At 69.1% G+C, this 14,820-nt stretch carries 13 protein-coding genes and 2 pseudogenes; 13 read left to right on the forward strand and 2 right to left on the reverse strand.

Annotated elements, in window-relative coordinates:
* Positions 1-3: 3 nt before the first annotated feature.
* Positions 4-480, reverse strand: a complete 477-nt coding sequence (gene speD / locus ACFOW4_RS14640) for an S-adenosylmethionine decarboxylase (RefSeq protein WP_377527882.1) — start codon at positions 478-480, stop codon at positions 4-6.
* 811 nt (positions 481-1,291) lie between these two features.
* Between speD and ACFOW4_RS14645 the strand changes: the two are divergent.
* The 6 genes and pseudogenes from ACFOW4_RS14645 to ACFOW4_RS14670 all read left to right on the forward strand — a co-directional run.
* Positions 1,292-1,500 (forward strand): annotated as a pseudogene (locus tag ACFOW4_RS14645) (hypothetical protein); the annotation flags it as partial.
* A gap of 558 nt (positions 1,501-2,058) precedes the next feature.
* A complete protein-coding gene (locus tag ACFOW4_RS14650) occupies positions 2,059-2,355 on the forward strand; it encodes a transposase (RefSeq protein ID WP_377527883.1) in 297 nt (98 codons plus the stop codon).
* Positions 2,340-2,573 (forward strand): hypothetical protein, encoded by a 234-nt coding sequence (locus ACFOW4_RS14655; RefSeq protein WP_377528178.1) that lies wholly within the window; start codon positions 2,340-2,342, stop codon positions 2,571-2,573. The genes ACFOW4_RS14650 and ACFOW4_RS14655 overlap by 16 nt, the downstream gene beginning before the upstream one ends.
* 126 nt (positions 2,574-2,699) lie before the next feature.
* Positions 2,700-3,119: a DUF2267 domain-containing protein gene (locus ACFOW4_RS14660; protein WP_377527885.1), complete on the forward strand. Its 420-nt coding sequence runs from the start codon at positions 2,700-2,702 to the stop codon at positions 3,117-3,119.
* An 82-nt stretch (positions 3,120-3,201) separates the two neighbouring features.
* Positions 3,202-3,594, forward strand: coding sequence for a DUF2267 domain-containing protein (locus ACFOW4_RS14665; protein WP_377527886.1), 393 nt, complete (start codon positions 3,202-3,204; stop codon positions 3,592-3,594).
* A 94-nt stretch (positions 3,595-3,688) separates the two neighbouring features.
* A pseudogene (locus ACFOW4_RS14670) lies at positions 3,689-4,281 on the forward strand (TIGR03619 family F420-dependent LLM class oxidoreductase); the annotation flags it as partial.
* A 280-nt stretch (positions 4,282-4,561) separates the two neighbouring features.
* On the opposite strand, the gene ACFOW4_RS14675 reads toward ACFOW4_RS14670, so the two are convergent.
* Positions 4,562-4,996: a TIGR03668 family PPOX class F420-dependent oxidoreductase gene (locus ACFOW4_RS14675; protein WP_377527887.1), complete on the reverse strand. Its 435-nt coding sequence runs from the start codon at positions 4,994-4,996 to the stop codon at positions 4,562-4,564.
* A 113-nt stretch (positions 4,997-5,109) separates the two neighbouring features.
* On the opposite strand from ACFOW4_RS14675, the gene ACFOW4_RS14680 reads away from it, so the two are divergent.
* The 7 genes from ACFOW4_RS14680 (at position 5,110) to mmsB (ending at position 14,815) form a co-directional block, all read left to right on the forward strand.
* Entirely contained in the window at positions 5,110-5,556 is a 447-nt protein-coding gene (locus tag ACFOW4_RS14680) for a VOC family protein (protein ID WP_377527889.1), read from the forward strand.
* A gap of 137 nt (positions 5,557-5,693) precedes the next feature.
* Positions 5,694-7,628 (forward strand): beta-propeller domain-containing protein, encoded by a 1,935-nt coding sequence (locus ACFOW4_RS14685; RefSeq protein WP_377527890.1) that lies wholly within the window; start codon positions 5,694-5,696, stop codon positions 7,626-7,628.
* A gap of 47 nt (positions 7,629-7,675) precedes the next feature.
* The gene (locus ACFOW4_RS14690; protein WP_377527891.1) at positions 7,676-8,110 is read left to right on the forward strand and encodes a PRC-barrel domain-containing protein; all 435 of its coding nucleotides are present in this window, start codon (positions 7,676-7,678) and stop codon (positions 8,108-8,110) included.
* Positions 8,111-8,531: 421 nt separating this feature from the next.
* Positions 8,532-10,466: a Na+/H+ antiporter NhaA gene (gene nhaA / locus ACFOW4_RS14695; protein ID WP_377527893.1), complete on the forward strand. Its 1,935-nt coding sequence runs from the start codon at positions 8,532-8,534 to the stop codon at positions 10,464-10,466.
* A 341-nt stretch (positions 10,467-10,807) separates the two neighbouring features.
* Positions 10,808-11,950: a multiple monosaccharide ABC transporter substrate-binding protein gene (gene chvE / locus ACFOW4_RS14700; RefSeq protein WP_377527894.1), complete on the forward strand. Its 1,143-nt coding sequence runs from the start codon at positions 10,808-10,810 to the stop codon at positions 11,948-11,950.
* 79 nt (positions 11,951-12,029) lie between these two features.
* Positions 12,030-13,568 carry a multiple monosaccharide ABC transporter ATP-binding protein gene (mmsA, locus tag ACFOW4_RS14705; RefSeq protein ID WP_377528180.1) on the forward strand — a complete coding sequence of 513 codons (1,539 nt, stop codon included), beginning with the start codon at positions 12,030-12,032 and terminating at the stop codon, positions 13,566-13,568.
* Complete coding sequence (gene mmsB / locus ACFOW4_RS14710) at positions 13,565-14,815, forward strand: multiple monosaccharide ABC transporter permease (protein WP_377527896.1); 1,251 nt, start codon at positions 13,565-13,567, stop codon at positions 14,813-14,815. Before mmsA ends, mmsB begins: the two co-directional genes overlap by 4 nt.
* Positions 14,816-14,820: the final 5 nt, after the last annotated feature.

Consider the following 14,820-nt stretch of genomic DNA (forward strand, 5'->3'; position numbering starts at 1 on the left):
CGCTCAGAAGTAGATCTTGTGACAGCGGAGACTGGTGGGCTTGAACAACTCGACGAAAAGGTCAGAAAGCCGCACCGGATCCACTCCGCGCTTGTGGCAGGTGACGATGTCGATGTTGATGTAGCCCTTCTCCGGCCAGGAATGGAAAGCCAGGTGGCTTTCCCCGAGGATGTACACGCCGGAGATCCCAGGGTCGAACGTGTGAAAGTGTGATTCGACGAGCGTCAGCTGGAACGTCCGGCACAGCTCGTCACACAACTTCTCGAGGACTCCCTTGTCGCTGAGGGTGTCGGCGCTGATTCCGACTCCCTCGATGATCGTCTGCTGCACGAGCGGGATGTTCTCGTCCCACACCCCTTCGACCCGATCCGAGAGATTGAGGTCGAAGATCCGCTTGCCGTGGGGAAGGCTACGCCGAGGTGCGAGGTGGGCCTGGGGTCGCGGTTCGGCCGACTCGGGCCTGCGGGCTCTCGGCGTCACTGGCGATCCTCCCTGATCTGCGCGACCTTCCGAAGCAGCATCGCCAGTGTGGCACGCCTCCCCAAGGCAATGAAACAGGTCAGTTGACGGGCCGCGGCGGCCTTGGGCCAGTGAACTGCCGATGATCGGCCCATTCTTTCGGCAGGTCGGGCAGATTTCGGTGGCTCAGCCCAAGAGGGCAGTTCTGGAGCACCCCCTCATTGGACTCGCCGGTCCGGGCGCTCCGCGCTGCCAGAAGTAGCCGGCCGCAGCCGGGTGCCAGCGTGTCGGCGAGGCAGACGTGGCCCGGCGCAGGACCTGGCACACCTGCTCCGCCACCTGATCCGCTTCCGCGCTCCGCCGTCACTAGCGCTTCGCGGTCACGAGCGACACGTACGACGCCATCGCGGAACTGGTCCGGAGCTAGGCCCGGGCGCGACGGCTTCCTTCGACCCGCCCGCGAGGCGAGCCATCTCTGCCGTCACCTTCCGGTGCAGCAGACCCCTGCTGGTCGATGGCCATCTGGCCGGCTTCGTCGAGGAGGAACGGCTCGACGGCGTCAAGCGCAGCAAGGCCTACCCGGCGCATGCCGTCGCCTGGCTGCTCGACAAGGCTGGCCTGTCGCCACAGGACGTGACCACGGTGGCGTACAACTTCGACGGGCGTCGCTACCTGTCCGCGCTGGGCCAGTTGCCAGCCCACCTAAGACAGCCAGCCAGCCGTACCCGGGCCTTCCCGCGTGCCCGCAGCTTCACCGCCGTCCACCGCCGCTACCAAGCCAGAATGCGGGAACTATCCCAGCGGTTCGCGCCGCTCACCTCCAGCCCGTGCCGTCACCGTCTGCGAACCAGCCCTCTGCCCGACTGCCGGCGCCGTGCCGCTGCTGTTCCCGGTCGCCGACGCGGCCATCGACGCCGCTGACCCCCCGCGCTGGCGGCCCTGCCCCGCCCCACCCCGCTGGTCTACGTCGGCAATCAGTACGACCGCGACGACGTCTTCGACACCTACTTCGCGCCCGCCGCGGCCCATCTGCCTCCACGAGACCAACCCGGCCGAAGCGGTGTGGCTGCCGGTCGGCGCCACCAACCGCGTGGGAATCTCCGACCCGGCCACCGACCACGGTCAGCCGGTGGCGGCCGACAACCCCGGATTCGACGACGACGGCTCTTCGTAGTCTGACAGGGCCTGACAGGGCCCTGTCAGGCCCTGTCAGCCGAGCGACCGAACCAGTCCTCGCAGTTCACGGGCTTGATCGCGTTTCCTGACAAGGGTTTGCGCTGTCAGATCATGAGGCTATGGTGCAGCTTCTTCGACCTGGTGCTCGCCTCGTTGGGCGCTTGCCGTCAACAACAGCCGAAACGGTGCGATGTCGGCCAGGCTTCTGCGTGGATGGTTCGGGCAGGACGTCCATTTCTATGTCCACGAGACTCTGCACGCGAAGGTTTTCGTGGTTGGGCGGACGGCCTTCACGGTTCCGCGAACCTGTCGATGCGGGCGCACGAGGACCATACTTTCGAGACCGCGATCCGGATCTGAAGTGACCCCCTGAGACCCGGACACCTCCTGACTCGGCATCCTGCCGAGGAGGAGGAAACCGCTGTGGCTCGACAGAGCAAGTACCCCGAGGAGTTCCCCCGCCAGGCTGCGGCGTTGGTGCTCGACTCCGGTCGCACGATCCGCGAGGTCTGCCGGGAGTTGGGCGTCAACCACGAGACCCTGCGTAACTGGGTCGCGCAGCTGCGGCAGGAACGCGATGGCGGCCGGCGCAGTGACCTGGCCGCTGATGAGCGGGCTGAGCTGCTGCGGTCGCGGCGTCAGGTCGCCCAGTTGGAGCTGGAGAAGGAGGTCTTGAAAAAAGGCCGTGAAGCCAGCGGTACGTCATCCACCTGCCCGTGACCGCCGCCGACCTGCCCGCCGCACAACGCCTGGCCCGGGTTATCGGCCGCTGGATGTCCGTGCTGCCGACGACCGACCCCGGGGAGACCACGGTGTCCGAGGAGGATCAGCAGTACCTCCGCCACCGGGTCTTCTGCGACCTGCTGATGCCCGGCGGCCGGCGCTGCCTGCTTCGCGCCGACCACGACGGCCCCTGCGCCCGCCGCCTGCGCCGCTAACCCCGGCCCTGTGATGCCTTTTCCGGCAACTCGCCCGATGGGGATGAGGCAGGGTCACCCCTTGTCCCCGGAGGCTGTCGAGGTACCAGTTCGCTCGGCATCCATCGGGCCGGTGAGGAGAATCAGGTGGAATACCAGGATTTCATCAACGCAGTGGCCACGCGGGCCAAGGTGCCGGAGGATCAGGCGGCGATACTCACCCGCGCCACGTTGCAGACATTGGCCGATCGGATCAGCGCCGGCCAAGCGGAGAACCTCGCCTATCAGCTCCCGGATGGGCTTGACGATCACTTGCGCAAGCCGCCACCGCACAGAAGGGACGAACATGCCACGTCGTTCGGGCTCGAAGAGTTTGTGCGGCGGGTAGGGGACCGCCAGGACGTCGACCGTGCGCTCGCTGGTGCCGGGGTCGGCGCGGTGCTCAGCACGCTACGGGAGGCTGTTACCCGTGACCAGTTCGAGGACGCGGTGGCCCAGCTTCCGAAGGAGTTCCGGCAGGTGCTCGAACCGGTGGGTCCCGGTGGCGGGCAGCGCCCCGGCTCGTAGCTCGCACAGTTGAGACAGGAGCAGGTGTGCCCGCGTCGCCACCCGGGTACGCCGCTGGCGACTGGACCGGGGAGGAGAACTCGTGAACTACGCCGAGTTTCTCGAAGCGGTGGGGAAGCGGGCGGGCATGCCGGCGGCGGAGGCGGCGAAGATCGTCGGAGCCACGCTGACGACATTGTCGGAAGGGGTCAGTGGCGGCGAGGCGCGGTACCTGGCCACTCAGCTCCCCGAGGAGTTGCGTGGGTACCTGCACAAGGAAGTGGACTTCGCCGAACGGCTCGACCTCGTGAAGTTCCTCCACGAGGTAGGGGTCCGCGCGGGAACGGATGAGGAACGGCCCACTGAGTGCGCCCGCGCCGTACTGACGACCCTGCGCGAGGCGGTGAGCCCCGAAGACGTCGAGAGCCTGGAATCCGAGCTGCCGAAGGACATCCGGCGGCTGCTTCATCCGGTGGCCCGCGGCGTCGGGCCCTGAACCGAGCCACGTCCTGGCCCGATCCGGGTACGGTGCGCGGGTGGAGGTTGGATTCGCCCCGCCCGTCTCCGGCTCGTGGGCCACACCGGAGAGCATGGTCCACGTCGCCCGCCGCGCCGAGCAGCTCGGATACCACTCGCTCTGGACGTTCCAGCGGCTCCTGGTCCCCGCCGACCTCGGCTGGAGCGAGACCTACCACAGCGTCCAGGACCCGCTGATCACGCTGGCGTTCCTGGCGGCCCACACCACGCGGGTCCGGCTCGGCGTGGCGGTGCTCAACATGCCGTTCGTCTCTCCGGTGCTGCTGGCCAAGCAGACCGCGACTCTCGACATCCTCGCTGGCGGACGACTGGACGTGGGGCTCGGCCTCGGCTGGGCGGATGAGGAGTATGAGGCGACGGGTGCGAGCAAGCATCGGCGGGGCCAGCGGGCCGAGGAGTTCCTCGCCGTTCTCCGCGCCTTTGGCAGGACGGCGTCGCCGAGCATCGCGGCGAGTTCTACCAGGTCCCGCCGACGCGCCTGGAGCCGAAACCCGTGCAGCGGCCACACCCGCCGATCCTGCTCGGCGGCCAGGCGCCCGCCGCGCTGCGCCGGGCCGGCCGGCTCGCCGACGGCTGGGTCAGTGGCAGCCAGGCGGACCTGACGGGCATCGGCGAGGCGGTCGCGACCGTCAAGGCCGCCGCTGCGGAGGCCGGCCGCGATCCCGGCTCACTGCGATTCGTCTGCCGCGGCGCGGTCCGCGTACGCCCGGCGGGCCCGCCCGAGCGCGAGCCTCTCACCGGCACACTCGAGCAGATCCGGTCGGATCTCGGGAGGCTGGCTGAGGCCGGCATTACCGAAGTGTTCGTCGACCTCAACTTCGATCCGGAGATCGGCTCACCCCGCGCCGACGCGCAGGCGTCGCTGAGCCGGGCCGACGAGGTGCTCGACGCCCTCGCTCCGACCCGCTGACCCTCCGAACCGACACTCACCCGGCCTGGTCGGCTGCCGCGTCCGCCGCGGACCACGCCGACCAGCCGGTCACCGCTATCGCGATCACCGGCCCGGCCGGTGGCCGCTGGACGTACTGCGGGTACTTGCCGGCCAGCGCCGCGCAGGCCGCGGCCTCCTCCGCGCGGTCCTCCACCAGCCGGCCGCACCCGTCCAGCCGGACCCACCACAGCCGCGACCAGTCCTCGTCGTACTCGTCGACCAGCAGGCAGGCATGCCCCGTCGCCCGGATGTTCTCCAGCCGGCGCAGCCGCCGGTGGCGCTTGGGCTTCTCGTCGACCGCGTGGTAGACGACATCGTCGAGCAGTACGAAGCACACGGGCACCAGGTGTGGACGCCCATCCGCTCCGACGGTGCTCAGCCGGGCCACCCGGGCCGACCGGACCCGATGCCAGATGTCGTCGGCGGGCACGGGCCCGACGGTAACAGCCGACACCCGTCATGGTGACGGGTTGCAGCGGGCCGGTGGGTGTGCCGGAGCCGTACGTGGGTAGGCCGTGCCGACCGGACCCCGGGGGAGGCGTGATGGCCAGCGAGGCGCCCGACTACTTCCAGCCGGAGGCTGGGCTGGTGCTGACGCACCTGCTGATCGTGCGGGACGTGGACCGTTCACGGGAGTTCTACCAGCGTGTGCTGGGAGCGCAGGTGATACGGGAACGCCTGCCGGCGATCCTGCGGTTCCACAACAGCTACATCGTGATCAACGACGAGGGTGGTCCGACCGACGACAAGCCGGATGTGCAGGCCCAGGCGCCGGCTGATTCGCGGACGCTGAGCAGCGCGATGAACGTCCGGGTCACCGACGTCCGGGCGGTCTACGAGCTGTGGCGGTCACGGGGCGGGGAGTTCCTGACCGAGCCGAAGGACCACGGCATCGAGATCCGGTGCTACCTGCGTGATCCGGACGGCTACCTGATTGAGCTCGGCCAGGGCACGGGCATCCTCGCCGAGATGGGCCGCGCCTCCACCTGAGCGACCAACACCCCCAGCGCGGCATCTGACGTGATGGGAACGCAGCCCGGGGTAGCCACGTCGTAGGGGGCATGAATCCAACGGCCGCCACCGGCGTCCCCCGAGTCATGACTCCAGCTCGCGTCATCGGATTGGCCATGGTCGCCGGTCTGGCGCTGGTCACCGGCTGTACGGCGGACCCGGTCCCCGCGCCGCCGCGTGACCGGGGAGTGCCGGCCGGCGGGATCCGGCTCGTCGCGTTCGACTCCTGTCAGGAGGCGCTAAGGCAGTTGAAGACGGCCGCCAAGGCGTACGTCGGGCCCTGGGGGTTCGGGCCGAACGGGGACATCCGTACCTTCGGCCGCGCCGAACGGGCTGTGGCGCCCGCCGCGGCGGGGCCGGCGGATGCGATGGCGAAGGGCTACTCGGGCACCAATACGCACGAGGTCGGGGCCGATGAACCGGACCTGGTCAAGACCGACGGCAAGCGGATCGTCACGGTGAGCCGCGGCAAGCTGTACGTGGTCGACCCGGCCACCCGCCGGCTGACCGGAGAGCTGGACCTGGCACCGGGTGCCGATCGGTTCGGCGGGGGCGAAGACGCGCTGCTGCTGCACGGTGACCGGGCGTTGGTGCTGCGCCGCGACGGGTGGGCGAAACCAGCCGTCCCCGAGCGAGGCGCGCCGGTCGAGTCTCCGATGCCGAACGGCATCGTCGGGCCCCAGCTGATCATGGTCGACCTGACCGGCGCGCCGAGGGTCATCGGCGAATACCGGATCGACGGCGATCTGGTGGACGCCCGCCAGGTGGGCACCACCGTCCGGGTCGTGGTCCGCTCCGCGCCCCGACTGAACTTCCCGCACCGGGAACGGGCCACCGACGAGCAGCGCACCACCGCCAACCGCGAGATCATCGACAACGCCACCGCCGACGACTGGCTGCCCCGGTACGAGGTCACCGCCGGCGGGCGAACCAGCGCGGGACGGGTCGGCTGCGAACGGGTGAGCCGGCCGGCCACCTACTCCGGCACGTCGCTGGTGACCGTGCTCAGCTTCGACCTCGGCGTGGCCACGCTCGGCGCCGGCGACCCGGTCACCGTGATCGCCGACGGCGACACCGTCTACAGCAACGGACCCCGGCTGTACGTCGCCAACGACCAGCGCTGGCGGGTGCTGCCGATGCTGACCAGGCGGAACATCGCACCCGATCCCAGGGACGAAGCCACCGAGATCTACCAGTTCGACATCTCGGGCGCGGGTGCCCCGCGCTACGTCGCCGCCGCGTCCGTACCGGGCTGGCTCATCAACCAGTACGCCATGTCCGAGTGGGACGGGCACCTGAGAGTGGCCACCACCAGTGGCCGTACCTGGGGCGACAAGCCGAACTCGACGTCCAGCGTGTACGTCCTGCGCGCCGACGGCACGGCGCTCACTCAGGTCGGCAAGGTCACCGGGCTGGGCAAGGGGGAACGGATATTCGCGGTACGGTTCGTCGCCGGCAGCGGGTACGTCGTCACGTTCCGGCAGACCGACCCGCTCTACACCGTCGACCTGCGTGATCCGGGGGCGCCGAAGGTGACCGGCGAACTGAAGATCAACGGGTATTCGGCGTACCTGCACCCGGCCGGCGAAGGACGGCTGCTCGGTGTCGGGCAGGAGGCGTCCGACCAGGGCCGTGTCCAGGGCACCCAGCTTTCGCTCTTCGACGTCTCCGATCCGGCCAAGCCGACCCGGATCGCCCAGTATCACGTCAAGCAGGGGCACTCCGAGGCGGAGTTCGACCCGCATGCGTTCCTCTACTGGCCGGCCGAACGCCTGGTCGTGGTCCCACTGACTGTCCACGGCGCCGACGCCGTGAGCAAACCCGGCCCGGGCCTGCCGAGCAACGTGGCGCTGGCTCTGCGGGTCGGCGACGGCGGGTTCACCGAGGTCGGCACGGTGGACCACACGCGGGGCACGGGGCGTCCCGAGGATCTGACTCCGATCCGCCGGTCTCTGGTGGTCGACGGAGTGCTTTGGACCGTCTCCGACGCTGGGCTCAAGGCGACCAGCCTCTCCACCATGGAGACCCTCGGCTGGGTGCGTACGGCGTGACCGGCATGTGGTGTCCGGGGTGACCCGCCCTAAGGTGGGCGCGGCGGTTGCCCGCCGCGCACCGCCTGGCGTCTGCACCGACCACGAATGAATGGGCCCATGGTGATCAGGCGGCGGGTAACGTGAGCGTCGTGGAGGATCTCGGGGCGAAGGTCTCGTATCTCGCGCTCACCGTCGGCACCCGGGTCTACGACGTCGACTCGGCACCCGTCGGCGTGGTCGAGCACGTGCTCGCCGACGAACGGGCCGACATCCTCCATGGCGTGATCGTTGCGCCGCCGAAGCCGGACGGGTCCCACCGCTTCGCCCACCGGGAGCAGATCGCCGACCTGTACGAGCGGGGGGTCGTGCTGTCGGTGTCCGGTGCCGAAATGCACGAGCCGGGCGAGGACACGCCGGCCAGGAAGGCCGAGGCCGCGGGTGACGACCCGGTGCAGGTAGGCCTCCGCCGCGCCTGGGAGTGGCTGAGTCGAACCCGCTGAACCTGGCGGGCAGGTCAACCAGGTGAACGCATGATCGGCCCGTCGAGGCAGGCGCGACGGCTCGTTGGGATGATCGGCGTGACGGACTTCCTCTACCTCCGCACCGCGCCTGGTGCGGACAACGTCGACTAGGCAGATCCGCCGGGCCTCCTACGCCATTCGGTCTGCCACCACACCCATCGACGACGGGACCTCTGGCCGCTGGGATGATCCCCGCTCGACCAGCTTGCCGGGCTGCTGCTGGTCGCCGCCGTACTGGCCCGCCACCGTCGACAACGACCGGCCCCGCCTTGGCCGTACCCGCCGTGGCGGTGAGGCTCCTGTTGCTCTGGCTAGGCAGAGATCGTCCGGTCCCGTATCGGCCGGTTGCCTGTGCCCGAATCCGAACCAGGTGGCGATCAGGTCGAGGAGGATTGTCCCCGTGACGCGTGAGAACCCGCACGGGGGATGGTCCACCCGGACCGCCTGGGTCGGCCGGATCAACGCTCCGCTGCGCTCGTTCCTGCGCACCGAGACCGGCGGTGCACGGGTGGTGCTGATAGCTGCGGTGCTGGCGCTCTTGTGGGCCAACCTGCACGTGTCGTCGTACGAGTCGCTCTGGAGTGCTTCGTTCTCCATCCAGCTCGGCGACTGGCGCGTGTCACACGACCTGCGTACCTGGGTCAACAGCGGTCTCATGACGTTCTTCTTCCTGGTCGCCGGGCTGGAGCTGCGCCGCGAATTCGACATCGGGGAGCTACGGGAGCGGCGTCGGCTGGCGTTGCCGCTGCTGGCCGGGCTCGGCGGTATGTTCCTGCCGATCGTGATCTATCTCGCGTTCAACGCCGGGCGCGCCACCGCCACGGGCTGGGGCGCGGTAATGGCCACGGACACCGCGCTCGCGCTCGGCGCGTTGGCCGTCTTCGGGCCGCGCTTCTCGGATCGGTTGCGGGGTTTCCTGCTGACGGTCTCCGTCATCGACGACCTGGTCGCGATCGCGGTGCTGGCGATCGCCTACCCGGAACATCCTTCGCCGACGGCGCTGTTTGCCGCGGCGGGAATCTTCGGCGTCGTCCTGCTCACCCGGGCATGCGGCGTGCGGTTCGGGCCGGTCTACGCGCTGCTGGGGGTGGCGGCCTGGCTCGCGGTCTCGGAGTCCGGTGTCGACCCGGTCGTGGTGGGCCTGGTGATGGGGCTGCTCACCTACGCCTACGCCCCCGGCCGGACGGAACTGCAGCTGGCGAGTGACCGCTTCCGCCTCTTCCGGGAACAGCCGACTCCGCAGCTCGCCCGTGCAGTCCAGGCTGGGCTCGCCGCGGCGCTGTCGCCCAACGAGCGGTTGCAGAACCTCTACCATCCGTGGGCGAGCTACGTGGTCGTGCCGCTCTTCGCGTTGGCGAACGTCGGGATCGTGATCGACGGCGAGCTGCTGGCCAGGGCCGTGACCTCGCCGGTCACGCTCGGCGTCGTGGCGGCGTACGTTTTCGGCAAGCCGGCCGGGATCGTGGTCACCTCGTGGCTGGTGGCGCGACTCAGCCGCAACCGGTTCCGGCCACCCGTCGGCTGGTTCGCCGTCGCCGGGGTCGGCACGGTCTCCGGCATCGGGTTCACCGTCGCCCTGCTGATCGCCACCCACGCGCTGCACGGTCCGGCCCTTGAGGAGGCGAAGCTGGGCATCCTCGTCGCGACGATTGGTGCGTCCCTCGTCACCTGGTTGGTGTTCCGCTTCGCTGCCCGGCTCCCGCCGGCGCGTCGTGCCCGCGCGCTGCTGGGCGTCGCCGAGGGCATCGTGGACCTGATGCCTCCGGTCGATCCGGAGCGCGACCACCTGCGCGGGTCGAGCGAAGCGCCGGTGACGGTCGTGGAGTACGGCGACTTCGAATGCCCGTACTGCGGGCAGGCCGAACCGGTGGTCCGGGAACTGCTGGCCGACTTCGCCAACGTCCGGTATGTCTGGCGGCACCTGCCGCTGACCGACGTCCACCCGCATGCCCAACTCGCCGCCGAGGCCGCCGAGGCGGCGGGCGAGCAGGGCGCGTTCTGGGAGATGCACGACCTGCTTCTCGCGCACCAGGACGCCCTCAATCCCAGCGATCTGCTCGGCTACGCCGAACAGATCGGCCTGGACCTCGACCGATTCCGGGAGCACCTGGTCAAGCTCAAGGGCGTCGACCGGGTCGCCGAGGACGTCGACTCCGCCGACCTCAGCGGAGTCACCGGAACCCCGACCTTCTTCATCAACGGCCGGCGCCACCACGGCGCGTACGACATCGACGCGCTCTCCGCAGCGGTGAAGGCGGCGTTCGCCAGCGCAAAGCTTCGCCCCGAGTACCGTCGGGATCCCGGGCACCGCCACGAGGGCGGACCAGCGAGCTGAACGCCGAGCACCACAATGGCGCCACCCCCGTGACGACCGGCGATCCGGCCGCACCCGATGCCGCCACGTTCGCCATGGGTCGAGCGGGCGTCGCGCTGCGTCCACCAGCGCGCGCGTTGTCGTCACGCGGACACGCGGTCGACGTGGGCCGCCAACGGTGTACCGGCTCGAACATGGACGTCCGCTGACCGCCCTTTCCGCAGCTCCGGGCCCCGTTACGAGAACGTGACGCGGGGATTTTGGAAGAGGTGTTGACGGTGCCAATGTGAGCGCTAACACTACCGGGCAGTGTTACCTGTGCGTCCCAGCAGACGCGAAAATTCCTGAGAGGAGAGAGAGCTGTGAGCAGAAGATTCCTGGTCGCGCTCGGTGGCGCGGTGCTGGCGCTCAGCCTGGCGGCCTGCAGCGGCGAAGGGGCCGGCAGCGGCGACGGCGGCGGCGGGGACAAGCCCGCCGACCTGACCATCGGCGTCTCCATGCCGACCCAGACCTCCGAGCGGTGGATCGCCGACGGCAACTCGGTGAAGGAGAAGCTGGAGGCGAAGGGCTACAAGGTCGACCTCCAGTACGCCGGGGACGACATTCCCACCCAGTCCCAGCAGGTCGACCAGATGATCACGCAGGGCGCTGACGTGCTGATCATCGCGGCGATCGACGGCACCGCTCTGAGCGGCCAGCTGCAGGCGGCGGCGGACGCGAAGATCCCGGTCATCGCGTACGACCGGCTGATCCGCGACAGCAAGAACGTCGACTTCTACGTCAGCTTCGACAACTACAAGGTCGGCGTCGCCCAGGCCACCGCGCTGCTGGTCGGTCTCGGCCTGCAGAACAAGGACGGCTCGAAGGGCAGCGCGGCCGGGCCGTTCAACATCGAGCTGTTCGCCGGTTCGCTGGATGACAACAACGCCCACTTCTTCTTCGACGGCGCCATGGACACGCTCAAGCCGTTCATCGACAACAAGTCCCTGCGCGTGAAGTCGGGCCAGACCGCGATCGAGCAGGTCGCGATCCTGCGGTGGCAGCAGGAGACCGCCCAGAAGCGGATGGAGGACCTGCTGACCTCGAGCTACAACGACGGCTCGAAGGTCCAGGGTGTCCTGTCGCCGTACGACGGGCTGTCCCGCGGGATCATCACCGCGCTGCAGAACGCCGGTTACGGCGCCTCGGCGAACAAGATGCCGGTGGTGACCGGGCAGGACGCCGAGATCGCCTCGGTCAAGCTCATCAACGACGGCGTCCAGAGCTCCACGATCTTCAAGGACACCCGTCTGCTGGCCGAGCAGGCCGTGATCGCGGGTGAGGCGTTCCTGCAGGACAAGGACCCGCAGGCCAACGACACCAAGACCTACGACAACGGGGTCAAGGTCGTCCCCTCGTACCTCCTGCCGGTCCAGACCGTGTACAAGGACGACATCAAGCCGGTGCTCATCGACTCCGGGTACTGGACGGCCGATGAGGTCAAGAGCGGCCAGGCCAAGGGCTGACGCGTCCGTCGGGCCCGGTGCGGACGCCGCACCGGGCCCGACGCGACGACCGACGACGGGTACGACCAGGACGGTGACCATGGACGACAACATCCTCGAGATGCGTCACATCACGAAGACCTTCCCCGGAGTGAAGGCCCTTCAGGACGTCTCGCTCGCCGTGCGGCGCGGCGAGATCCATGCCATCTGTGGCGAGAACGGCGCGGGCAAGTCCACCCTGATGAAGGTGCTCTCCGGCGTCCACCCCGCCGGCTCCTACGACGGGGAGATCGTCTTCGACGGCGCTCCGGTGCACTTCCGCGGCATCCGCGACAGTGAGGCCCACGGCATCGTCATCATCCACCAGGAACTCGCCCTGGTGCCGTACCTGTCGATCGCCGAGAACATCTTCCTCGGCAACGAGCGTCGCGGGGCCAGTGGCCTGATCGACTGGAACCGGACCAACGCCGACGCCGCGGAGCTGCTGGCCTCCGTCGGGCTGCCCGAGAACCCCGTCACCCCGATCAGCCAACTCGGAGTCGGCAAACAGCAGCTGGTGGAGATCGCCAAGGCGCTGTCGAAGAAGGTGCGGCTGCTCATCCTGGACGAGCCGACCGCCGCCCTCAACGCCATCGACTCGGCGCACCTGCTGGACCTGATGCGGCGCCTTCGCAGCGAGGGCGTCACCTGCATCATGATCTCCCACAAGCTCAACGAGATCACCGCGATCGCCGACTCCACCACCGTCATCCGCGACGGGCGTACGGTCGAGACGCTCGACATGAGCTCCGGCGACGCGACCCAGGAGCGGATCATCCGCGGCATGGTCGGCCGCGACCTGGCCACCTTCTACCCCGCCCGCGAGTCGTCGCCCGGGGAGGAGGTGCTCCGCATCGAGGACTGGACCGTCCGGCACCCGACCCAGGACCGCCTGGTGGTCGACAAGGCCACCCTCACCGCGCGCGCCGGCGAGGTCGTCGGCATCGCCGGGCTCATGGGAGCCGGGCGCACCGAGCTGGCAATGAGCGTGTTCGGCCGCTCGTACGGCCGCGACATCACCGGCCGGCTGTTCGTACGCGGCAGGCAGGTCCGGGCCCGCACCGTCGCGGAGGCGATCGAGAACGGGATCGCGTACGCCACCGAGGACCGCAAGCGCTTCGGACTCAACCTCATCGACGACGTGCGCCGCAACATCTCGGCTGCCGCGCTCGGCAAGCTCGCCCGCCTCGGCTGGGTGAACGGCAACGAGGAGATCAAGGTCGCCGAGGAGGGCCGGCGCGACATGAACATCAAAGCGCCGAGCGTCATGGCCGTCGTCGGCAAGCTCTCCGGCGGCAACCAGCAGAAGGTCGTCCTGTCGAAGTGGCTGTTCACCGACCCGGACGTGCTGATCCTCGACGAGCCGACGCGGGGCATCGACGTCGGGGCCAAATTCGAGATCTACACGATCATCAACCAGCTCGTCGCCGAGGGGAAGGCCGTCGTCCTCATCTCCTCCGAGCTGCCCGAGCTGCTCGGAATGTGCGACCGCATCTACACCCTCGCGGCCGGCCGGATCACCGGCGAGGTGCCGGTCGGCGAGGCCACCCAGGAGAACCTGATGGAACTCATGACGAAGCACCGGGAGGTCGTCGGATGACCACCACCAAGCCGTCCGCGACCCCGCAGCGCACGCCGCGCGACGACGCACCCGCCATCGCCCTGCACACCGGGACCAGCGACCCGCGCACGCTGATCCTGGGCAACCTGCGCCAGAGCGGGATCTACATCGCCCTCGTCGTGATCGTCGCCCTCTTCGCGGTCCTCACCGACGGAGTCTCGCTCAGCCCCGGCAACATCACGAACATCGTCCTGCAGTACTCCTACATCCTGGTCCTCGCGATCGGCATGGTCATCGTGATCATCGGCGGTCACATCGACCTGTCGGTGGGATCGGTGGTCGCCCTGACCGGCGCGGTCTCCGCCGTGCTCGTCATCCGGCAGGGATACCCGTGGTGGGTGGGCGTCCTGGCGGCACTGGCCGTCGGGATCGCGGTCGGCGCCTGGCACGGCTTCTGGGTCGCGTACGCGGGAATTCCGGCGTTCATCGTGACCCTGGCCGGCATGCTCCTGTTCCGCGGGCTGACCCTCCGGGTCCTCGACAACATCTCGCTGTCGCCGTTCCCGGCCGAGTACCAGCGCGTCGCGGCCGGGTTCCTCAACGGACTTCTCGGCGGGCAGGGCTTCGACGCCTTCACCCTGCTCATCGGAGCCGTGGCGGTGGCGGGCTACGCGGTCAGCGTCTTCCGGACCCGGGTGGCGCGCATCCGCTACCAGCAGCCCGTCGAGTCGTTCCCGCTCTTCGTCGCGCGCGTGGTGCTGGTCGGCGCCGTCATCATGTACTTCGCCTGGCAGCTGGCACACGCACGAGGGCTGCCGATCGTGCTGATCATCCTCGCCGTCCTGGTGCTCGTCTACGGCCTGCTGACCCGGCGCACGGTCTTCGGCCGTCGGGTCTACGCGATCGGCGGCAACCTCTCCGCGGCGACCCTGTCCGGGGTCAAGGTCCGCAGCATCAATTTCTGGATGTTCGTGAACATGGGCTTCCTGGCGGCCGTGGCCGGGGTCATCTACTCCTCGCGGTCCAATGGAGCACAGCCCGCGGCCGGCAACATGTTCGAGCTCGACGCGATCGCCGCGGCGTTCATCGGGGGCGCGGCGGTCACCGGTGGTGTCGGCACGGTCGTGGGTGCCATGGTTGGCGGTCTCATCATGGCGGTGATGAGCAACGGGATGCAGTTGATGGGTGTCGACCAGTCGACGCAGTCGGTGGTGAAGGGGCTCGTCCTGCTCATCGCCGTGGCGTTCGACGTCTACAACAAGCGGCGCGCCGGCACGTCGCGCTGACGACC

The sequence above is a fragment of the Micromonospora sp. GCM10011542 genome (genome assembly GCF_042650685.1).
In the GTDB taxonomy this organism is placed as follows: Bacteria; Actinomycetota; Actinomycetes; order Mycobacteriales; family Micromonosporaceae; genus Micromonospora.

Excerpts from the sequence above, each read along its gene's own strand:
- ACFOW4_RS14680 (WP_377527889.1), top strand. The coding sequence starts at position 5,110 with ATGGCCAGCGAGGCGCCCGACTACTTCCAGCCGGAGGCTGGGCTGGTG.
- ACFOW4_RS14685 (WP_377527890.1), top strand. The coding sequence starts at position 5,694 with ATGGTCGCCGGTCTGGCGCTGGTCACCGGCTGTACGGCGGACCCGGTC.
- mmsA (WP_377528180.1), top strand. The coding sequence starts at position 12,030 with ATGGACGACAACATCCTCGAGATGCGTCACATCACGAAGACCTTCCCC.
- mmsB (WP_377527896.1), top strand. The coding sequence starts at position 13,565 with ATGACCACCACCAAGCCGTCCGCGACCCCGCAGCGCACGCCGCGCGAC.